This window comes from Streptomyces sp. NPDC017056 (assembly GCF_044332485.1).
In the GTDB taxonomy this organism is placed as follows: Bacteria; Actinomycetota; Actinomycetes; order Streptomycetales; family Streptomycetaceae; genus Streptomyces.
Window position 1 is genome coordinate 160,893 of the sequence record NZ_JBIRPD010000002.1, and the last position, 19,882, is coordinate 180,774.

Here is a 19,882-nt window from a genome sequence, read left to right on the forward strand (position 1 = left end):
GAGACGGGACGCACACTCCATGGCTACGAACGCGATCGACCAGACCCGGCGCATGCTGTCGCTGGTGACCTACCTGCGCGAACGCCCCGGCGCCCGCGTCTCCGACGTCGCCCGCGCCTTCGGCATCACCGAGGACGAGCTGATCGCCGACCTCGACGTACTGCCCATGTGCGGTACCAGCTTCCGCGGCGGCGACCTGCTCGACATCGACACCGACGGCGACCGCATCTGGTGGCACAACCCCGACGACGTCGCCGAACCGCTCCGCCTCGCCGCCGACGAGGCCACCGCCCTGCTCGTGGCCGCCCGCGCGGTGGCCACCCTCCCCGGCCTGCGCGAGGGCGACCGGCAGGCACTGCTGCGCGCCACCGCCAAGCTGGAGGCCGCAGCGGGCGAGGCGGCCGGCGCCAGCTCCCGGGTGTCGGTCACCTTCGAGTCCGAAGGCGGCGTCTTCGCCGACGTGGACCGGGCGATCGCCGAGCGGCGCCGCCTGTGGCTGCGCTACTACTCGCCCGCCCGCGACGAGCTGACCGAGCGCGAAGTGGACCCGATCCGGCTGTTCGCGGTCGGCCACACCTACGTAGAGGCATGGTGCCGGCTCTCGGAGGCACGCCGTACCTTCCGGCTCGACCGCGTCGCCGAGATCAAACTGCTCGACGCCCCCTCCGACCCGCCGCCCGTCGAGCTGCGCGACCTGTCCGAAGGGCTCGTCCAGCCGGCAGCCGAAGACCCCGAGGTCGTCATCGAGGTCGGCCCAGGCGGCCGCTGGGTGGCCGAGTACTACCCGCACGACAGCGCCGACGAGCTGCCGGACGGCGGCCTGCGCATCACGCTGCGCACCCCCGACCCCGCCTCGCTCCGGCGGCTCGCGCTGCGCCTGGGCCGGGACGGCCGCATCGTCTCGCCGCAGGCCCTCGCGGACAGCGCGCGCCAGGCGTCCCGGCAGGCGCTCGCGGCTTACGGCGAATAGGACGCGAAGGGCGGCGGCACGATGACGACGACCATGGCGGGCACGATGACCACGACCCTGGCAGGACCGGTGCTCTTCAAGGCGGCCTGCCCGGCCTGCCGCGGCCGCTTCGAGCTGGCGTCGGACGCGCTGCGCCTGGCCATCGGCGCCAGCAGCCGTACCACCTTCTACTCCTTCACCTGCCCGGACTGCGGCAGCGCGGTCCGCAAACCGGCCGGCGAACGGATCATCGAACTGCTCACCGGGGGCGGGGTGCGCACGCTGCGGCTGCACTGCGGCTGACGCGCCCCGGGACACCACCCGCCCCACCCACCCCCCGATAGGCTCGCCCCATGCTCTGGCCCATGATCGCTATCGCTCTCGGCTTCCTCGGCCTCGCCGTGCTCGGCGTCCTCGCCGTCCGCGTCTTCGTCGAGGTACGGCGGCTGGCCCGCCAGGTCGGAGAGACCTCGCAGCGCATCCAGCGGGCCGCCGAGGACCTGGAACGCGCGGCCACACCGCTGGCCGCGCGGGGCGGAAGAGTAAAGGGATGACGCGCTCTGCTCAGTCGCACGCGCGACCGGTACGCTGCTGAAGCGGGCCGAAGAGCGAGGCACCGGCCCGCAACCGGGAGTACGCGCGGAGATTGTCCAGCGTTTGCCGCCGCGCGTTACGATCGCTGCTGGCACGGCGGACGGACATATGTCCGATCTGTCGAGCAGCCCCAACCCCAGCCGCCTCGGTGAGAAGGTACCCAGTTATGTTCGGTGGAAAGATCGGTGTTCCCGAGATCCTCCTCATCCTCGTCGTCGTCCTGCTGCTGTTCGGCGCGAAGAAGCTCCCCGACATGGCTCGTTCGCTCGGCAAGTCCGCACGCATCCTCAAGAGCGAGGCCAAGGCGATGAAGTCGGAGGGAACGGACTCCCAGTCGGCGCCGTCCGACCCGCCGAACCCGAACGGCCAGCAGGAAGCCCCGCGCACCATCCAGGCCGCCCCCGGCGACGTGAACAGCGGACGGCCGGTCGCCCAGCCGTCCGACACCACCAAGCGCTGACCGAGGGCCCGGACGGGGCAGGGGTGACGGCCACTGCCTCTCGCACGAGATGAGGACGTGGGGTGCTCAAGTCCGCCCTTCCGAAGAACCGCAAAGAGAAGGATCCCGAGGGGCGCATGCCGCTCGTGGAGCACCTGCGCGAGCTGCGCAACCGGCTCGCCAAATCGGTCCTGGCCATCCTGATCGCCACGATCGTCTGTGCGTTCTTCTACGGCGAGATCATCAACTTCATCACCAAGCCGGTCCTGCAGGCCGTCGGCTGTGATGCGCTGTTCACCGACCTGGCCAAGCAGCAGAAGGGCACCTGTGCCCGCATCGTCATGCTGGACCTCCTCGGGCCGTTCGCGCTGGCCCTGAAGGTCTCCCTGATGGGTGGCGTCATCCTGGCCAGCCCGGTCTGGCTGTACCAGCTGTGGGGCTTCCTCGCGCCGGGACTGCACCGCCACGAGAAGAAGTACTCCCTGAGCTTCGTGGGCACCGGCTTCCCGCTCTTCGTCGTCGGCGCGTACTTCGCGTACTCGGTGCTGCCGACCACCGCCAAGGTGCTCCTGGACTTCACACCGGTCGGCGTGGACAACCTGCTGCCGCTGGACAAGCTGCTCGACCTGGTCACCCGGATGTTCGTGGTCTTCGGGCTCTCCTTCGAGCTGCCGCTGGTGCTGGTCATGCTCAACTTCGCCGGCGTACTGTCCGCGGCCCGGATGCGCGGCTGGTGGCGCGGCATGGTGATGGGCATCACCGTGTTCTCGGCCATCGCCACCCCGAGCACCGACCCGCTGACGATGATCGCCCTCGCCGCGCCCATCTGCCTCCTGTACTTCGCGGCCGTCGTGATCGCCATGCTGAACGACTCACGCAGGCAGCGCCGGCTGGACGCGGGGCCCGCGGACGACGAGGCCTCCGAGCTGGACCTGACACCTGACGACATCGGCGAGGTGGAGCCGGTCACCGGCCGGCGGATGCTGCCGGAGCAGACCGGCGGCGACCGGTCGCCGCGCCACAACGGCTACGACGACGCGACGTGACCGCAAGGCCGGGGCGAGGTGTGACCCGAAACACCGACCCCCGGCCGTTGTCTTGGCACCGGCCTGGGGTCGCGCCCAGCGCCTACGGGGCGGTCTACGCCCCGGCCTACGCCCCGCGCTTTTCCAGGGCGGCCTACGCCCTGCGCTTCTCCGGGTCGAATCGAACGTGCTCGTCCCCCCGGCCGGGGGTTACCCGGGGGCGGCGGGCGCGAACCGCGCGGCGCCTCCCCGTACCGTCGTCCCGAGTCTTTGCGCCGCCCCTGACCTCGCGCCGCCCCTGATCTGACGCCGCCCCTGTCCTTGCGCCGCCCCGCGCTTCTCCGGGGCGAATCGAACGTGCTCGTCCCCCCAGCCGGGGGTTACCCAGGGGTGACGGGCGCGAATCGGCGGACCGGGGAACCGGCGGACCGGGGAACCGGCGGACCGGGGCACCCGTGGACCGGGGCACCCGCGGCCCCCCCGGACGTGCGGGCCTCAGACCCCGCGCCCGCGCCCCCGCCCTCCGGCCCCCACCCCCTGGCCCCTCGCCCTCCCCCCAACCCCCAGAGCCGCGGACGCCCGGACCTAAGAACCCGCGGCCCCCCCCGGCACCCGCGCCCCCGAACCCCCCTCTGCATCCCCACCCCCTGCATCCCCGCCCCCGGACCGGCGCTTCGAGAGGCGGGGGCGGTGGGCGGGTGGGGAAGCGGGGGCTTGGGGGAGGGTCGGTAAAGGGCGGCCATAATGATCGGCTCGTTGTCAGAGGTGGCCGGTAGGCTCGTAAGCACGATGACCGAGGACATGTCCCCTGCTGAGCGCTACGCCGCCGCCAAGGTGCGGGCGGCGGAGCAGGCCACCGCACTCGCCCCTTTCCGTGAGATGTACGACTTCGCGCTGGACCCGTTCCAGATCGAGGCGTGCCAGGCCCTGGAGGCCGGGAAGGGAGTGCTGGTCGCGGCCCCGACCGGATCCGGCAAGACGATCGTGGGCGAGTTCGCCGTCCACCTGGCCCTGGAGCAGGGCCGTAAATGCTTTTACACCACGCCCATCAAGGCGCTGTCGAACCAGAAGTACCAGGACCTGGTGCGGCGCTACGGCGCGGACCGGGTCGGGCTGCTGACCGGTGACAACAGCGTCAATTCCGAGGCGCCGGTGGTCGTGATGACCACCGAGGTCCTGCGGAACATGCTGTACGCGGGTTCGCAGTCGCTGTCCGGTCTCGGGTATGTGGTGATGGACGAGGTGCACTACCTGTCCGACCGCTTCCGGGGGGCCGTCTGGGAAGAGGTGATCATTCACCTTCCCGAGTCCGTGACGCTGGTGTCCCTGTCCGCGACGGTTTCGAACGCGGAGGAGTTCGGCGCCTGGCTGGACACGGTGCGCGGCGACACGGAAGTGATCGTCTCCGAGCACCGCCCGGTGCCGCTGTGGCAGCACGTGCTCGCCGGCCGCCGGATGTACGACCTCTTCGAGGAGCGCGAGGGCCAGGGGACGGGCAAGGCCGGGCGCCGCGAGGTCAACCCGGACCTGGAGCGGCTGGCGCGGATGGAGAACAGCCGGCCGACGTTCGGGCGGGACAAGCGCCGGGGCCGCAACCTGCGCGAGGCGGACCGCGAGCGCGAGCGGCGCCAGCGCAGCCGTATCTGGACGCCGGGCCGCGCCGAGGTGATCGACCGGCTGGACAACGAGGGTCTGCTGCCGGCGATCACGTTCATCTTCAGCCGGGCCGGGTGCGAGTCGGCTGTGCAGCAGTGCCTGTATTCGGGGCTGCGGCTCAACGACCAGGAGGGGCGGGCGAAGGTCCGCGCCATCGTGGAGGAGCGGACGGCCGGGATCCCGGACGAGGACCTGCACGTACTGGGTTACTACGAGTGGCTGGAGGGGCTGGAGCGGGGGATCGCCGCGCATCACGCCGGAATGCTGCCGACCTTCAAGGAGGTCGTGGAGGAGCTGTTCCTGAAGGGGCTGGTCAAGGCGGTCTTCGCGACGGAGACGCTGGCGCTGGGGATCAACATGCCCGCCCGCTCCGTGGTGCTGGAGAAGCTGGTCAAGTGGAACGGCGAGCAGCACGCCGACATCACCCCCGGCGAGTACACGCAGCTCACCGGCCGTGCCGGGCGCCGCGGTATCGACGTCGAGGGCCACGCGGTGGTGCTGTGGCAGCGCGGCATGGACCCGGGCGCGCTGGCGGGCCTGGCCGGTACGCGTACGTATCCGCTGCGCTCCTCCTTCAAGCCGTCGTACAACATGGCGGTCAACCTGGTCTCGCAGTTCGGGCGGCACCGTTCGCGGGAGCTGCTGGAGATGTCGTTCGCGCAGTTCCAGGCGGACAAGTCCGTGGTCGGGATCTCCCGGCAGGTGCAGAAGAACGAGGAGGGGCTGGCCGGCTACAAGGAGTCCATGACCTGCCACCTCGGCGACTTCGAGGAGTATTCGCGGCTGCGCAGGCAGTTGAAGGACCGTGAGACGGAGCTGGCCAAGCAGGGCGCGGCGCAGCGCAGGACCGCGGCCGCTGCGGCGTTGGAGAAGCTCAGGCCGGGCGACGTCATCCACGTGCCGACGGGCAAGTACGCGGGGCTGGCGCTGGTGCTGGACCCGGGCATGCCGTCGGGGCGCACCAACGGCCACCGCGGCTACGACGCCCACGACGGGCCCCGGCCGCTGGTGCTGACCGCCGAGCGGCAGGTCAAGCGGCTGGCGTCGATCGACTTTCCGGTGCCGGTGGCGCCGCTGGACCGGATGCGCATCCCGAAGTCCTTCAACGCGCGCAGTCCGCAGTCGCGCCGCGACCTGGCGTCGGCGCTGCGTACGAAGGCCGGGCACCTGGTGCCGGAGCGGCACCGCAAGCAGCGGTCGGCGGCGGCCGACGACCGGGAGATCGCGCGGCTGCGTACGGAGCTTCGCGCGCACCCCTGCCACGGCTGTGACGAGCGCGAGGACCACGCGCGGTGGGCCGAGCGGTACCACCGGCTGCTGCGCGACACCCGGCAGCTGGAGCGCCGCATCGAGGGCCGTACGAACACGATCGCGCGCACCTTCGACCGCATCTGTGCCCTGCTGACCGAACTGGGCTATCTGCACGGGGACACGGTCACGGACGAGGGCCGGCGGCTGGCGCGGCTCTACGGCGAGCTGGACCTCCTCGCGAGTGAATCCCTGCGCGAGGGCGTCTGGGACGGGCTGGGCCCGGCCGAACTGGCCGCTTGCGCCTCGGCGTTGGTCTACGAGGCCCGGCAGGCGGACGACGCGGTGGCGCCGAAGCTGCCGTCCGGCAAGGCGCGGGACGCGCTCGCCGAGATGGTGCGGATCTGGGGCCGGCTGGACGCCTTGGAGGAGGACCACAAGATCAACCAGGCCGAGGGCGTCGGCCAGCGCGAACCGGATCTGGGTTTCGCGTGGGCCGCGTACCGCTGGGCCTCCGGCTTCGGCCTGGACGAGGTGCTGCGGGAGGCGGAGATGCCGGCCGGCGACTTCGTGCGCTGGTGCAAGCAGTTGATCGACATCCTCGGCCAGATCGCGGCGGCGGCTCCGTCGGACGTGGCGCGCAACGCGCGGAAGGCCGTGGACGCGGTGCTCAGGGGCGTGGTGGCGTACTCCTCGGTGGGGTGAGGGGTAAGGGGGCTGAGGGCTGGGGCCCGTTCCTCGGATTGCTCAAGGCGCGGGCCCGACCCGGAGCTGGGGCGGGCCCGCGCGCCGCACGCCCGACCCCCGTGGTCCGGGCGTGCGGGGCTTGGGGTGGTCAGGCCGGCGGGTTGACGGCGGTGGCCTTGAAGAACGTGTAGTGAAACGTTCCGCCTGGGTCCGCGGTCCGGCGCAGGTCGCCGATGCCGCGCTCCCAGTCGGCCTCGGTCGTCAGCCCGGCGGCCAGCGCGTCGTCCCGCACCGACGCGATCATCGCGATGAACGTGCTGCGGGTGAAGCTGTCGACCAGCCCGGGCCGGGTCGCGTCGGCGTAGACCGTACGCGGCGACACGGCGACCTCCTCGTATCCGGCGCCGGTCAGCAGGGGCTGCACCTCCCGGCCGAGCAGCGCGTTGCCGCCGGCCGCGGCCTGCAACCGCACCTGGTGACCGATCGCGGCGCGGGCGTGGGCGCTGTCCGGGTGGAAGAGCGCCGACCCGTGGTCCCCTTCGATGACGGTGATGCTGCCGCCGGGCCGCAGTACGCGCCGCAGGTCCGCCAGCGTCTGCCCGGGGTCGGGCAGGTGTTCCAGGACGAAGCAGACGAAGAGGTGGTCGAAGCAGGCGTCGTCGTACGGCAGGTCGGTCAGGTCGGCCTGCTGCCAGCGCACCGTCGCCGCGTGCGGGCGGGCGGCGAGGCGGGCGCGGGCCTGGGCGAGGGAAGCGGCGGAGATGTCGACCGCGGTGATGTGCGCCCCCGGGCTGGACGCGGCCAGGTGCACCGTCTGGGCGCCGACCCCGCACCCGGCCTCCAGCACCCGGCTGCCCGCCGGGTACGCCGTGCCCGCGTGCAGGAGTGCCGCCAGGGCGTCCGCCTGGTCGGTCAGCCGGCGCGCCTCGTGGTCCGAATATCCGTGCACATACCCTGTGGTGTGCGGGGCGGGGGACCGGTGGCCGTGCCCGGCGCCTACCGGCTGGTCCGTCGTTGTTGCTGCCGTTCTCATACCGTCACTCTGGCCTCACAATGGTCCGGTGCCCAGGTCCAAAGACGTTCCGGCTGACCGGTCCAAAACATCCGGGTCCGACTTCCTCCAGCTCAACGCCGCCGACGCCCCGGCGGGCGGCCTGTCCGACTGGCTGGCGCAGCGCCTGCGGCTCGCCGTCTCGGACGGCCGCCTCGCGGTGGGCGACCGGCTGCCCGCCACCCGTACGCTCGCCGAGGAACTCCGGGTCTCCAGGGGCGTGGTGACCGAGGCGTACCAGCGGCTGATCGAGGACGGGCACGCGGTGGGCCGCGGCCGCGGCGGTACGGTCGTCGTCGCCGCGCCCGTCATCGCCGCGGCGCCGGTGCCCGCGCGTCCGCCCGGCAGGCTGCCGCCGGACGCCGTGTACACCGCGGAGCCCGGCGATGACGTCTTCGACACGGTGCGGGCGGCACCGGCCCGTATCGACCTCAGCCCCGGCACGCCCGACCTGGCCTCGTTCCCGCGCGCGGCGTGGCTGCGCGCGGAGCGCCGGGTGCTCGGCTCGCTCGCGGCCACCGGCTTCGGGTACGGGGACCCGCGCGGCACGCCGGAGCTGCGGAGCGCCGTCGCGAAGTGGCTGGCCCGCAACCGCGGCATCACCGTCGGCCCGGACGAGGTGCTGATCGTCTCCGGCACCGCGCAGACGCTCGGCCTGCTGGCCCGCGTGCTGCGCGACCGGGGGCTCGACGAGGTGGCGGTGGAGGACCCCGGGTCGCTCGGCTCCCGCCAGGACTTGCAGTACTGGGGGATGCGGACGCCGCCGGTGCCGGTCGACGAGGACGGCATCCGCGTCGCCGACCTGCGGGCCTGCGGTGCCCGCGCGGTCGTGGTCACACCGGCGCACCAGTTCCCGACCGGGGTGGTGCTCGGCGGCGGGCGGCGCCGCGAGCTGATGCGCTGGGCGGCCGACGGCGGCGGCCTGGTCATCGAGGACGACTACGACGCCGAGCACCGCTACGACCGGCCGCCGGTGCCCGCGCTGCGCTCGATGCTGCCCGAGCACGTCTGCTACGCGGGGAGCGTCTCGAAACTGCTGGCGCCCGCGCTGCGCACCGGCTGGATCGTCGCGCCGCCGGAGCTGCACGGCGCGCTGGTGAACGCCAAGCGGTTCACCGACCTCGGCAACGCCGGGCTGCCCCAGCTGGTGCTGGCCGACCTGATGGAGACCGGTGAACTGGAGCGCCGGCTGCGGCAGTTGCGCAAGCGGCACCGGGCGCGCCGCGACGCGATGATCCGGGCGATCGGCACGCACCTCCCCGGGGCGGCCGTGCAGGGCGCGGCGGCGGGCCTGCACCTGACGATCACCTTCGACGCGGACTTTGCCGACACGGACCTGGCGGCGGCCGCGTTATCCCGGGGCGTCAAGGCCCAGCCGCTGTCGTGGACCCGCCAGGGCCCGGGGCGCCCCGGTCTGGTGCTGGGCTACGCCGCGAGCACGGCGACCGAGATCGCGCAAGGGGTGGCGGTCATCGGGAGCGTGCTGGCGTGAGCGCCTGCCGCCCGCCGTGCGGCCGCGCGGTGCGGGCGGGGTGCGTGCGGGCGGTGCGCGCCGGGCTCGTACGGCGTGTCGCGCGGCGCGTGTCCGCCGGTCCGACACGCCGTGCGCGTCCCCGGTTCCGCGGCGCCGACGCGGCGGCACGCCGCCGGTGACGCGGAGGCGCGGCAGCCGGCGCTGCCCGTAATCCGGTTCCCGCTCTTGGAATCCCAGGTTTCACGGACCGGAGGCCGCCGCTCGGCAAGGAGACGCGCCGTCCCGCCATCAGTCGTACGGTCCCGGCCACGCGGCCGCGGGGACCGGGGCGGGAGCGCCGCGCGGTGCCCGTCGCCTTCCCGGCCCGCGCCCGGAGTCCACTTACCCGCGGCGCCCGGTCACCGAACCCCGCGTGCGCGTCAGGAAGCGGCGGGGGCGGCCTCCTGCTCGGCCTCGACCTGCTCGTTCCAGACCTTCTTGGACGCCTGCCAGCCGTCCTCGTCGTGGCCGCGGCGCCAGTAGCCGGAGATCGACAGGGCCTCGCGCGGGATCTCGCGCTCGACGCGGAGCAGGGCGCGCAGCTCCTTCACGAAGCCGGCCTCGCCGTGCACGAACGCGTGCACCCGGCCCTCCGGGAACTCCAGCCCGCGCACGGCCGCGACCAGGCGCTCGCCGACCGGCGCCGCGCCGCGGTGCAGCCAGGTGATCTCGGCGCCGGCCGGGGCTTCGAGCTTCTGCTCTTCCTCCGGGCCCGCGACCTCGATGAACGCGTGGACGGGTACGTTCTCCGGCACGCGGGCCAGGGAGGCGGCGATGGCCGGCAGCGCGCTCTCGTCACCGGCGAGCAGGTGCCAGTCGGCGTCAGCGGCGGGGGCGTACGCGCCGCCGGGGCCGAGGAAGTGCACCTCGTCGCCCGGGCGGGCCTGTACCGCCCACGGCCCGGCGAGGCCGGTGTCGCCGTGCACCACGAAGTCGACCGCCATCTCCCGCGCGTCCGGGTCCCAGCTGCGCACAGTGTACGTACGCGTCCTGGGCCACTGGTCGCGCGGGAAGGCGGCGCGGATCTCCGCGATGTCCAGCAGCTGCGGGTAGTCCACGCCGGGGACCGGGAAGACCAGCTTGATGTAGTGGTCGGTGTAGTCGCCCGCCGAGAATTCCGCCAGGCCGTCGCCGCCCAGCACCACCCGCACCATGTGCGGCGTGAGCTGTTCGGTACGCAGGACCTGCGCGTGAAGGAGTTTGGGCTTCTTGCGGGCCGGACGCTCTGCTGCCACGACGTTCTCCCCTGACACGATCATTGTTAGGTATACCTAACCTAACAGCTCAAGCGCGCAGCGTCGTGAGAACCCTCTGCAATGAGCCACCAAGCCCCCATTTTTCCGCAAGTGCCGCAAGTCGTTCCGGATCGGCGGGCTCGCCGGGCAGCGCCGGATCCACGTCCGGCAGCGGCACGTCCGTGGCGACCCGGACCACCTTCGGCGCCACCTCGACGTACGGGCGTGCCTCGGCCAGCCGCTTGCGCTGCGAGGGGGTGAGCTTGGCGGCCGGGTCGTCGACGGCGGCCATGATCCCGGCCAGGTCCCCGTGGGCGGCCAGCAGTTTGGCCGCGGTCTTCTCGCCGATTCCCGGCACGCCCGGCAGCCCGTCGCTGGGGTCGCCGCGCAGCAGCGCCAGGTCCGCGTAGCCGCGGCCGTCCACGCCGTACTTCTCGCGCAGCAGCGCCTCGTCCGTCATCTGGAGGGTGCCCACGCCCTTGAGCGGATAGAGGATGCGGATGCCGCGCCGGTCGTCGGCCAGCTGGAACAGGTCGCGGTCGCCGGTGACGATGTCCACCGGGCCCGCGGCGCGCGCGGTGAGCGTGCCGATGACGTCGTCCGCCTCGTACCCCGCCGCGCCGGCCCGCGCGATGCCGATCGCGTCGAGCACCTCCTCGATCACCGGGACCTGCGGGGAGAGGGTGTCCGGGATCTCCTCCTCGTCCGGCTCCGGCGAGTCGGCCGGCGCTTCCTCGGCGACCCGGTGCGCCTTGTAGGAGGGGATGAGGTCGACCCGCCAATGCGGACGCCAGTCGAAGTCCATGCAGGCCACCAGGTCGTCGGGCCGGTGGTCCTGGACGAGCCTGGCGACGAAGTCGAGCAGCCCGCGCACCGCGTTGACCGGGGTGCCGTCCGGGGCCCTGACCGATTCCGGCACGCCGAAGTAGGCCCGGAAATAGAGGGAGGCGGTGTCGAGGAGCATCAGGCGTCGGGTCACACCCCGAATGATGCCGCACCCCGCCGGGCGGCGCCGGGCGCGGGTCCGGCGCGGTTGTGAAACACGTCACTGTCGTGTTTGCCCTCGGCGAACGGGGGCAGGCGCGCGGCCGGAGCGGACCGGTGGAAATTCAACATTTCCACCGGTTAACGGCGGGCCCGACCCGCGCCGCGCCACGACCTGCCAACGGGGGAGACGGGTCGTACTTCGGTCAATTCGAGAGGTGTATGTGGCCAGGCTGCAAGCCGAACACGTGTACAAAGTGTTCGGGAGACGACCCGAGGACGCGGTACGACGGCTCGAAGGCGGCGCCGGCCGCGACGAGTTGCGGGCCGACGGCACGACCGCCGCGGTGATCGACGCGTCGTTCTCCGTGGACGAGGGCCAGATATTCGTCGTCATGGGTCTGTCCGGATCCGGCAAGTCCACGCTGCTGCGGACCCTCAACGGGCTGCTGGAGCCGACTTCCGGGAGCGTCCGGTTCGACGGCCAGGATCTGACCTCGCTGAGCGCCAAGGAACTGCGCAAGGTCCGCTCCGAGAAAATCTCCATGGTCTTCCAGCACTTCGCGCTCTTCCCGCACCGCAGTGTGCTGGAGAACGCGGCGTACGGCCTGGAGGTGCAGGGCGTACCGCGCGCGGAACGCGAGAAGCGCGCCACCGAGGCACTGCACCTCGCGGGCCTCAAGGGCTGGGAGAAGTCCTGGCCTGACGAACTGTCCGGCGGCATGCAGCAGCGCGTCGGGCTGGCCCGCGCGCTGGCCACCGACGCCGACCTGCTGCTGATGGACGAGTCCTTCAGCGCGCTGGACCCGCTGATCCGCCGCGACATGCAGGACCAGCTGTTGGAGCTCCAGAAGACGCTGAAGAAGACCATCGTCTTCATCACCCACGACCTGAACGAGGCGATGCGCCTCGGCGACCGGATCGCCGTCATGCGCGACGGCCGGATCGTGCAGACCGGCAGCGCCGAGGACATCCTCCTCGCCCCCGCCAACGACTACGTCGCCTCCTTCATCCAGGACGTCGACCGCTCCCGGGTGCTCACCGCCGGGGCGATCATGGTCGAGCCCGGCGAGGTGCTGGGCGGCACGGCGCAGGACGGTACGGAGCTGCGTACGGCCGCCGACCTGCTGACCGCCGCGCCCGCCACGGTCCACCGGGACACGCCGGTCGCGGAGCTGTTCGGGCCGTGCTCGACCGGGTCCGTACCGGTCGCGGTGATCGGCGAGGACGGCGAACTGGTCGGCGCGGTGCCCGTACAGCGGCTGCTGTCCGTGCTCGGCGACGGCGGGCAGCCGGACGGGGAGCAGAAGGTGACGCCGGCTCCGGCGCGAACGGCGGTCCGGGACTCCGGCGATGTCGCAGCGGAAGAGCCCACGGGCGTAGCGGGCGGCACGTCCGAGGGCAAGGTGACCGCCGGTGCCTAGGATCAACGTCGGCTCCTGGGCCGACACCTGCGTCGAGTGGCTGCGCCACCACCTCACCTGGCTCTTCGACTTCGTCTCGCACGTCCTGACGGACATGTACAACGGCATCGAGGCGGTCCTCTCCGCCCCGCAGCCGTTCCTCCTGATGGGCATCTTCGCGGTGCTCGCCTGGTGGCTGCGCGGTCTGCCGGCCGCCGTCCTCACCTTCGCCGGTTTCGCGCTGATCGACTCGATCCAGCAGTGGGACGCCACCATGCAGTCCCTGTCGCTGGTGCTCGTCGCCTGCATCATCACCATCGTCGTGGCGGTGCCGCTCGGCATCTGGGCGGCCCGCAACCGCGCCGTCGGCGGTGCGCTGCGCCCGGTCCTGGACCTGATGCAGACGATGCCGGCGATGGTCTACCTGATCCCCGGCATCCTCTTCTTCGGCATCGGCGTGATGCCCGGCATGGTGGCGACCATCATCTTCTCGATGCCGCCGGCCGTCCGCATGACCGAGCTGGGCATCCGCCAGGTCGACGGCGAACTGGTCGAGGCGGCGGAGGCGTTCGGTACGCACCCGCGCCGCACCCTCTTCCGGGTGCAGCTGCCGCTGGCGCTGCCCACCATCATGGCCGGTGTCAACCAGGTCATCATGCTGGCGCTGTCCATGGTCGTCATCGCCGGCATGGTCGGCGCCGAGGGCCTGGGATCGTCGGTCTACAACGCGGTCAGCTCCGTCAACGTGGCCCTCGGCTTCGAGGCCGGTCTCGCCGTCGTCATCCTCGCCATGTACCTGGACCGGATGACCGGCGCCCTCAACGAGCGGGTCTCGCCGCTGGGCCGCCGCGCGCTGGCCAAGGCGCAGGCCGCCCTGGGCGGCACGAAGTTCCTGTACTGGAAGCCCGCCACGTCCGTGGCGATGGTCGGCGTGGTCGTGCTCGCGCTGGTCGCGGGCGGTCTGAACGTCTTCGGCAAGGAAGGCGCGAAGACCGATGGCGGCGGCCGCCCGATCACCCTGGGGTACGTCAACTGGGACGAGGGCAAGGCCACCACGTACCTGTGGAAGGAGATCCTCGAACAGCGCGGCTTCAAGCCGAAGGCGCAGGCACTGGAGGCCGGCGCGCTGTTCACCGGGCAGGCCCGCGGTGACATCGACGTGCAGACCAACGCCTGGCTGCCCACCACGCACGCCGAGTACTACAAGAAGTACCAGGACAAGCTCGAAGACCTCGGCGCCTGGTACGACAAGACGTCGCTGGAGATCGCGGTCCCGTCGTACATGAAGGACGTCAAGACCCTCGACGACCTGAAGGGCAAGGCGGGCGAGTTCGGCGGCAAGATCACCGGAATCGAGCCGGGCGCCGGCGAGATGAAGATCCTCAAGGGCAAGGTCCTCAAGGACTACGGCCTGGCGGACGAGTACAAGGTCGCCGAGTCCAGCACCGCGTCCATGCTCACCGAGCTGGACCGCGCGTACGCGGCGAAGAAGCCGATCGCCGTCACCCTGTGGTCGCCGCACTGGGCGTACGACAAGTACGACCTCACCAAGCTCGAAGACCCCAAGGGCTCCTTCGGCTCCGGTGACAGCCTGCACCTGCTGGGCCGCAAGGGCTTCGCCCAGGACGAGCCCGAGGTCGCCAAGTGGATGAAGAACTTCCACCTGGACGAGAAGCAGCTCACCAGCCTGGAGAACGACGTCAAGAGCGCCGGCGAGGGCCACGAGCAGGACGGCGTGCGCACCTGGCTGAAGAAGAACCCGGGCCTGGTCGACACGTTCGCCCCGTCGGCGAACGTCACCTACGCCAAGGGCAAGGACGCCGGCGCCGCGCCGAACATCGGCTACCCGGCGTGGGACGAGGGCATCGCCACGACGTACCTGTGGAAGAACGTCCTGGAGAAGCGCGGCTACCAGCCCACCATCCGCAACCTGGACGTCGGGCCGATGTGGACCGGCCTGTCCAGCGGGCAGATCGACGTCGAGTTCGACGGTTGGCTGCCGGTCGCGCAGAAGCAGTACTGGGACCAGTACAAGAACGATCTCGTCGACCTCGGCGCGTGGTACGACAAGACGTCGCTGGAGATCGCGGTGCCGTCCTACGTCAAGGGCGTCAAGACGCTGGACGACCTGCGCGAGCACCGGGACGAGTTCAAGGGCAAGATCATCGGCATCGAGCCGGGCACCGGCGAGATGAAGCGCCTGAAGGACACCGTCGCCCCCGCGTACGGCCTGGAGGACTTCCAGGTCACCGAGGCCGGCACCAGCTCCATGCTGGCCGAGCTGGACCGCGCCTACGCCAAGAAGGAGCCGATCGCGGTCGTGCTCTGGTCGCCGCACTGGGCGTACAGCAAGTACGACCTGACCAAGCTCGCCGACCCGCAGCACACCTGGGGCGACAACAACCAGATCAAGTCGCTGGGCCACAAGAGCTTCCCGGAGAAGTTCCCGGAGTTCGAGGGCTGGCTGAAGAACTGGAAGATGTCGCCGGAGGAGCTGGGCAGCCTGGAGAAGGAGATCCAGGACGCCGGCAAGGGCCACGAGAACGACGGCGTCGAAAAGTGGATCAAAGCCCACCCGGGCATCGTCGACAAGATGGCGCCGGTGAAGTGAGGCGCTGAACCCACCAGCACCGCGCGGGCCCCGCCCCTGGCTGTACGGCCGGGGGCGGGGCCGTTCCGCGTCGGGCGCGGCCCCCGCCCGCGTACGGTGGGGTGATGACGACCGGTCAGCGCCGCACCCCGCGTGTGGTCTCCCTCGTGCCCTCGCTCACCGAGGCCGTGGCCGCCACCGCGCCCGACCTGCTCGTCGGCGCCACCGACTGGTGCAGCCACCCCGCCGGTCTCGACGTTGCGCGCGTCGGCGGCACCAAGAACCCGGACACCGCCCGCATCGCCGCCCTCGCGCCCGACCTCGTCCTCGCCAACGAGGAGGAGAACCGGGCGCCGGACCTCGGCGCGCTGCGGGCGGCCGGGCTGGACGTCATGGTCACCGAGATCCGCGACCTGCACCAGGCGCTGCGCGAATTGGAACGGGTGCTGGTGCGCGGCTGCGGGCTGCCCCGGCCCGGCTGGCTGGACGACGCGGCGGACGCCTGGCGGGACGTACGGTCCGGGGCGGCGGACCTGCGCGGCGCGGTGGTGCCGATCTGGCGGCGGCCGTGGATGGTGCTGGGCCGGGACACCTTCGCGGGCGACCTGCTCGCCCGGCTGGGCGTGACGAACCTGTACGCGCACCACGCCGACCGGTACCCGCGCATCCCGGTCGACGAGCTGAACGGACGCGGCGCCGACCTGGTGGTGCTGCCGGACGAGCCGTACCGCTTCACGGCGGACGACGGCCCCGAGGCGTTCCCGGGGCTGCCGTCCGCGCTGGTCAGCGGGCGCCACCTGACCTGGTACGGGCCGTCGTTGGCCGAGGCGCCCGGGGTGCTCAGGGCCGCGCTGGACGCGGCGCGCTGACCGCCGCCACCGGCATCGGCGGCGCCAGCAGACGACCGCGCGCCAGGCCCAGGGCGGTGCGCGCCCCCGCCACCAGCCACGCGACCACCAGGAAGGCGAACAGCCCCACCGCGAGCCAGGCGCAGGCCGCCAGCCCCGTGTGCCGGGCCAGGCCGGCGGCGCCCGTCACGCACGTGCCGACCGGGAAGGTGAACCCCCACCAGGTCATCGAGAACGTCATCCCGGCCCGGAAGGCCCGTACGACCAGCGCCGCCGCCAGCGCCAGCCACAGCAGCGCGAAGCCCGTCACGGGCACGCCGTACAGCAGCGCGAAGCCGCGCATGGCCTGCGCGTACCCGGCGCCTACGACGCCGGGCGCGGCGTCGGCGAGGTTGTGCACCGCGGTCGTGGACTGGCCGAGCGGCCCCAGGACGAGGAACAGCGTCGGGGTCAGCGCGAGCGGCAGCGGGCCGTGGTGGATCAGCCGGGCCAGGACCAGCGGCAGCACCAGCAAGGTGGCCAGCAGCGACATCCCGAACAGCGCGTAACAGGCGAGCAGCATCGCCTCCCGCCACTGCCCGGCCGGCAGGTGCGGCACCAGGCCGGGCCCGAGCGCGGCCGACACCATCGGCGCGACCAGCGGCAGGATCCAGACGGGCGAGGCGGTGCCGGCCTCGATCCGGTGCCGGACCACCATCAGGTACGGGACCGCCGTGGCCGCCGCGAGCCCGACCGCCGTACCTGCGCACCACAGGACCGCGTCGGCGGCGACGGCCGCCCGCTCGCCGAGCACGTCGGTGCCGACGGCGAGCGTCCCGCCGCCGACCGCGAGCAGCGCCATCGACAGACAGCCGTAGAACGGCGCCACGGACGGGTCCAGGAGGTGCTGCCGCGCCTGGTCGCCGTGGCGGAGCCAGTGCGCGGTACGGGCGGTCAGCAGGACCGCCAGCAGGACGGCGGAGAGCGCCCAGACCGCGACGTACGCGCCGCGCAGGCCCGTGAAGTGCAGCGGCAGGGCGGCGCCGGCGTTGGCGACGATGGCGGTGCCCATGACGGCGGCGTACCAGTTGGGGCCGAGGTGGCGCAGCGCGGGGGGCGCGCCGGGGGAGCGGGTGGAGGTGCGGGGGCCGGAATCCGCCGGGGACTGCGTCAGGGTTGCCATGATCCCAGGGTCGGCGGGAACGCCGCCGCCCACCAGGGACCTCGCGTCTATGGGGACATAAGGTGGAGTTATGGCCAGTGCGAACGAAGAGCGACCCGAGGCGGGTGCGGCCGCTCCGCTCTCCCATCGCGTGCCCGACCTCGGCGCGCTGGAACTGCTGCTCGCCGTCGCCCGGCTCGGCAGCCTCGGCCGGGCGGCGCGCGAGCGGGGCATCAGCCAGCCCGCCGCGAGCAGCCGGATCCGCTCGATGGAACGGCAGCTGGGCGTCGCCCTCGTCGAGCGCTCGCCGCGCGGCTCGCGGCTCACGGAGGCGGGAGCGCTGGTCACGGACTGGGCGCGGCGGGTGGTGGAGGCCGCCGAGGCGTTCGACGCGGGCGCGCAGGCGCTGCGGGGACAGCGCGACTCGCGGCTGCGGGTCGCCGCCAGCATGACCATCGCCGAATACCTGCTGCCCGGCTGGCTCATCGCGCTGCGCGCCCAGCGCCCGGACACCGCGGTCACGCTGCTGGCGGGCAACTCCGCCGCCGTCGCCGGGCGGCTCCTCTCGGGCGAGGCCGACCTCGGGTTCGTGGAGGGGCTGCACGTGCCCGCCGGGCTCGACGGCGCGGTCGTCGGCCACGACCGGCTCGTGGTGGTGGCCGCGCCGTCCCACCCCTGGTCCCGGCGCCGTACGCAGCTGACGCCGGCCGAACTGGCCGCGACGCCGCTGATCCTGCGCGAGCGCGGTTCCGGCACCCGGCAGGTCCTGGACGCGGCGCTGGCCGGGCACGGGGGGCTGGCGGCGCCGCTGCTGGAACTGGCCTCCACGACGGCGGTGAAGGCGGCGGCGGTGAGCGGCGCGGGCCCTTCGGTGCTGAGCGAACTGGCCGTGGGGGAGGAACTGGCGGCCCGGCGGCTGGTCGAGGTCCCCGTCCTCGGTACGCGCTTCGGCCGCGACCTGCGCGCCGTCTGGCCGGCGGGCCACCGCCCGGCGGGCCCGGCCCGCCACCTGCTGGGGCTGACCCGGGCCCTGCCGTGACCGCGGGGCGCGGACGGGGTCAGCGGTCGGCTTGATACGCCGCGTCCGCGCCGGTGATCGACCTGCCGTCGGCGGCGATATAGGTGAGCGTGCGGTCCCCTCTCAGCTGGAATACGTTGGTGGGCCGTTGCCGGTTGCCGGGATTGCAGACCGAGACCGGAACGGTGAAGACGGTCCGGTACCGCGCCCTGTCGGACGTGGTTACCTGCGTCACGAAGGTGACCACTCCCTTCTTGGCGGGGTTGCCGCCGTTCGGCGCCTCGAAGATCCAGTTGCCGGCGGCCGTGTCCGAGGAGTCCGTCGGCACGACCGTGAGCGAGCGGTCCGCGTTGAACCGCACGGTCCGCACCTTGGTGCCGTCCTGGGTATACGGCTTGGACAGCTCGAACGCCGCTCTCCCGCCGGCCTGCGGGGCCTGGACGTAGTCGCTTTCGCTGCCCCCGCACTGCCCGGAGGCGGCCACGGCCGCCGAGCCGTGCTGGGCGAGGAAGCCGAAGGCCAGCACGGAGGACAGCCCCACGGCGGCGGCGGACTTCAGGTGGCGTCGGTATGTCATGGCGGAACCCACTTCCTTCGGAAGGACAGCACGCGGCCGGGCCTCGCCGAAAGCGGCGAGGCTCCGTGGCGTCGACGCAGGTCAGCGTCGGCGCAGCGAGCGTAGCCAGGGTTCCGGCGGGGATGGCATCGCCGAATCGAGTGGGTTTGCCGACGCAATTCGCAGTTATACGAGGGGCTTTTCAGGCACCGCTCGCCGCCTTCACCAGCGCGTCCATCAGACGGGTGTCGTCCCCGGCCTCCGGATGCCACTGGACGGACAGTACGAAGTGGTCCGCTTCCGGGAGTTCCAGGGCCTCGATGGTCCCGTCCGCCGCGTAGGCCGAGGCGCGCAGTCCGCGGCCGAGGCGGTCGGCGGCCTGGTGGTGGTAGGTCGGCGCGGACACCGTCTCTGGCAGCAGCTCGGCGAGGAGGGTGCCGGGCTCCGGCTTGACCTCGTGGTGGCCGAAGACCCCGATGGGGCCCGTGTGGCCGTCGACGTGCTGGACGAGCGTGCCGCCGAGGGCCACGTTCAGCAGCTGGAGGCCGCGGCAGACGCCGAGCAGTGGGAGCCGCGCGCGCAGCGAGGCGTCGATCAGGGCCAGCTCCCAGGCGTCCCGTTCGCGGGCCGGCGGGTCGGTGCGGGGGTCCGCCTCGGCTCCGTACCGTGCGGGTTCGACGTCCGGGCCGCCCGAGATCACCAGGCCGTCCAGCCGCGCGACGACCTCCGCCGCGGTGCCGGGGTCCCCGGGCGGCAGCAGGACGGCGAGGCCGCCGGAGCGCTGCACGAGGCGGTGGTAGCCGGCCGGGAGCACGGCGGCGGGCAGCGACCAGATGCCCCAGCGGGCTTCGTCGGTGAGGTAGGTGGTGACGCCGATGAGGGGGAGCGGCTGGGTCACGGGGCCTCCGGTGTGTGTAGGTGCGGGACACCGCCTCGGCGGCGGTG

The 19,882-nt window shown here is 72.6% G+C and carries 17 protein-coding genes; 11 read left to right on the forward strand and 6 right to left on the reverse strand.

Annotated features, from left to right (window positions below; translation table 11 throughout):
* Positions 1-19 precede the first annotated feature (19 nt).
* The 6 genes from ACH4OW_RS03635 to ACH4OW_RS03660 all read left to right on the forward strand — a co-directional run bounded on the left by ACH4OW_RS03635 (position 20) and on the right by ACH4OW_RS03660 (position 6,616).
* Positions 20-970, forward strand: coding sequence for a WYL domain-containing protein (locus ACH4OW_RS03635; RefSeq protein ID WP_360127911.1), 951 nt, complete (start codon positions 20-22; stop codon positions 968-970).
* Positions 971-991: 21 nt separating this feature from the next.
* Positions 992-1,252, forward strand: a complete 261-nt coding sequence (locus ACH4OW_RS03640) for a hypothetical protein (RefSeq protein ID WP_398024667.1) — start codon at positions 992-994, stop codon at positions 1,250-1,252.
* Positions 1,253-1,302: 50 nt separating this feature from the next.
* Entirely contained in the window at positions 1,303-1,503 is a 201-nt protein-coding gene (locus ACH4OW_RS03645) for a hypothetical protein (RefSeq protein ID WP_360127905.1), read from the forward strand.
* Between the two features lie 206 nt (positions 1,504-1,709).
* Complete coding sequence (gene tatA / locus ACH4OW_RS03650) at positions 1,710-2,003, forward strand: Sec-independent protein translocase subunit TatA (protein WP_360127902.1); 294 nt, start codon at positions 1,710-1,712, stop codon at positions 2,001-2,003.
* A gap of 62 nt (positions 2,004-2,065) precedes the next feature.
* Positions 2,066-3,028 carry a twin-arginine translocase subunit TatC gene (gene tatC, locus ACH4OW_RS03655; protein WP_360127899.1) on the forward strand — a complete coding sequence of 321 codons (963 nt, stop codon included), beginning with the start codon at positions 2,066-2,068 and terminating at the stop codon, positions 3,026-3,028.
* A 768-nt stretch (positions 3,029-3,796) separates the two neighbouring features.
* Entirely contained in the window at positions 3,797-6,616 is a 2,820-nt protein-coding gene (locus ACH4OW_RS03660) for a DEAD/DEAH box helicase (protein WP_398024670.1), read from the forward strand.
* A 130-nt stretch (positions 6,617-6,746) separates the two neighbouring features.
* Here the strand turns inward: ACH4OW_RS03660 and ACH4OW_RS03665 are convergent, their stop codons facing one another.
* The gene (locus tag ACH4OW_RS03665) at positions 6,747-7,547 is read right to left on the reverse strand and encodes a methyltransferase domain-containing protein (protein ID WP_360135411.1); all 801 of its coding nucleotides are present in this window, start codon (positions 7,545-7,547) and stop codon (positions 6,747-6,749) included.
* A gap of 112 nt (positions 7,548-7,659) precedes the next feature.
* Between ACH4OW_RS03665 and ACH4OW_RS03670 the strand changes: the two genes are divergently transcribed.
* Positions 7,660-9,141, forward strand: a complete 1,482-nt coding sequence (locus tag ACH4OW_RS03670) for a PLP-dependent aminotransferase family protein (RefSeq protein ID WP_398024672.1) — start codon at positions 7,660-7,662, stop codon at positions 9,139-9,141.
* Between the two features lie 401 nt (positions 9,142-9,542).
* Here the strand turns inward: ACH4OW_RS03670 and ACH4OW_RS03675 are convergent, their stop codons facing one another.
* Entirely contained in the window at positions 9,543-10,397 is an 855-nt protein-coding gene (locus ACH4OW_RS03675) for a siderophore-interacting protein (protein ID WP_398024674.1), read from the reverse strand.
* A 49-nt stretch (positions 10,398-10,446) separates the two neighbouring features.
* Positions 10,447-11,361 (reverse strand): 5'-3' exonuclease H3TH domain-containing protein, encoded by a 915-nt coding sequence (locus ACH4OW_RS03680; RefSeq protein WP_398025222.1) that lies wholly within the window; start codon positions 11,359-11,361, stop codon positions 10,447-10,449.
* A gap of 244 nt (positions 11,362-11,605) precedes the next feature.
* Here ACH4OW_RS03680 and ACH4OW_RS03685 point away from each other — a divergent pair, with 244 nt between their 5' ends.
* The 3 genes from ACH4OW_RS03685 (at position 11,606) to ACH4OW_RS03695 (ending at position 16,243) form a co-directional block, all read left to right on the forward strand.
* The gene (locus ACH4OW_RS03685; protein WP_398024676.1) at positions 11,606-12,805 is read left to right on the forward strand and encodes a glycine betaine/L-proline ABC transporter ATP-binding protein; all 1,200 of its coding nucleotides are present in this window, start codon (positions 11,606-11,608) and stop codon (positions 12,803-12,805) included.
* Complete coding sequence (locus ACH4OW_RS03690; protein WP_398024678.1) at positions 12,798-15,395, forward strand: ABC transporter permease/substrate binding protein; 2,598 nt, start codon at positions 12,798-12,800, stop codon at positions 15,393-15,395. Before ACH4OW_RS03685 ends, ACH4OW_RS03690 begins: the two co-directional genes overlap by 8 nt.
* 104 nt (positions 15,396-15,499) lie before the next feature.
* Positions 15,500-16,243: a helical backbone metal receptor gene (locus ACH4OW_RS03695; protein WP_398024680.1), complete on the forward strand. Its 744-nt coding sequence runs from the start codon at positions 15,500-15,502 to the stop codon at positions 16,241-16,243.
* Here the strand turns inward: ACH4OW_RS03695 and ACH4OW_RS03700 are convergent.
* A complete protein-coding gene (locus ACH4OW_RS03700; RefSeq protein WP_398024683.1) occupies positions 16,215-17,384 on the reverse strand; it encodes a TDT family transporter in 1,170 nt (389 codons plus the stop codon). The genes ACH4OW_RS03695 and ACH4OW_RS03700 overlap by 29 nt on opposite strands.
* A 70-nt stretch (positions 17,385-17,454) precedes the next feature.
* Here ACH4OW_RS03700 and ACH4OW_RS03705 point away from each other — a divergent pair, with 70 nt between their 5' ends.
* Positions 17,455-18,402 (forward strand): LysR family transcriptional regulator, encoded by a 948-nt coding sequence (locus ACH4OW_RS03705; protein WP_398024685.1) that lies wholly within the window; start codon positions 17,455-17,457, stop codon positions 18,400-18,402.
* A 19-nt stretch (positions 18,403-18,421) separates the two neighbouring features.
* On the opposite strand, the gene ACH4OW_RS03710 is transcribed toward ACH4OW_RS03705, so the two are convergent.
* Together ACH4OW_RS03710 and ACH4OW_RS03715 are read right to left on the reverse strand one after the other, a co-directional pair.
* Complete coding sequence (locus ACH4OW_RS03710; RefSeq protein WP_360135395.1) at positions 18,422-18,958, reverse strand: hypothetical protein; 537 nt, start codon at positions 18,956-18,958, stop codon at positions 18,422-18,424.
* A gap of 181 nt (positions 18,959-19,139) precedes the next feature.
* Positions 19,140-19,835, reverse strand: a complete 696-nt coding sequence (locus ACH4OW_RS03715) for a gamma-glutamyl-gamma-aminobutyrate hydrolase family protein (RefSeq protein ID WP_398024687.1) — start codon at positions 19,833-19,835, stop codon at positions 19,140-19,142.
* Positions 19,836-19,882 lie beyond the last annotated feature (47 nt).

Bases quoted from the DNA above. Each gene is read 5' to 3' on its own strand.
- ACH4OW_RS03710 (WP_360135395.1), bottom strand. From the start codon at position 18,958: ATGACATACCGACGCCACCTGAAGTCCGCCGCCGCCGTGGGGCTGTCC.
- ACH4OW_RS03680 (WP_398025222.1), bottom strand. From the start codon at position 11,361: ATGCTCCTCGACACCGCCTCCCTCTATTTCCGGGCCTACTTCGGCGTG.
- ACH4OW_RS03705 (WP_398024685.1), top strand. From the start codon at position 17,455: ATGGCCAGTGCGAACGAAGAGCGACCCGAGGCGGGTGCGGCCGCTCCG.
- ACH4OW_RS03640 (WP_398024667.1), top strand. From the start codon at position 992: ATGACGACGACCATGGCGGGCACGATGACCACGACCCTGGCAGGACCG.
- ACH4OW_RS03695 (WP_398024680.1), top strand. From the start codon at position 15,500: ATGACGACCGGTCAGCGCCGCACCCCGCGTGTGGTCTCCCTCGTGCCC.
- tatA (WP_360127902.1), top strand. From the start codon at position 1,710: ATGTTCGGTGGAAAGATCGGTGTTCCCGAGATCCTCCTCATCCTCGTC.
- ACH4OW_RS03700 (WP_398024683.1), bottom strand. From the start codon at position 17,384: ATGGCAACCCTGACGCAGTCCCCGGCGGATTCCGGCCCCCGCACCTCC.
- ACH4OW_RS03660 (WP_398024670.1), top strand. From the start codon at position 3,797: ATGACCGAGGACATGTCCCCTGCTGAGCGCTACGCCGCCGCCAAGGTG.
- ACH4OW_RS03645 (WP_360127905.1), top strand. From the start codon at position 1,303: ATGCTCTGGCCCATGATCGCTATCGCTCTCGGCTTCCTCGGCCTCGCC.
- ACH4OW_RS03635 (WP_360127911.1), top strand. From the start codon at position 20: ATGGCTACGAACGCGATCGACCAGACCCGGCGCATGCTGTCGCTGGTG.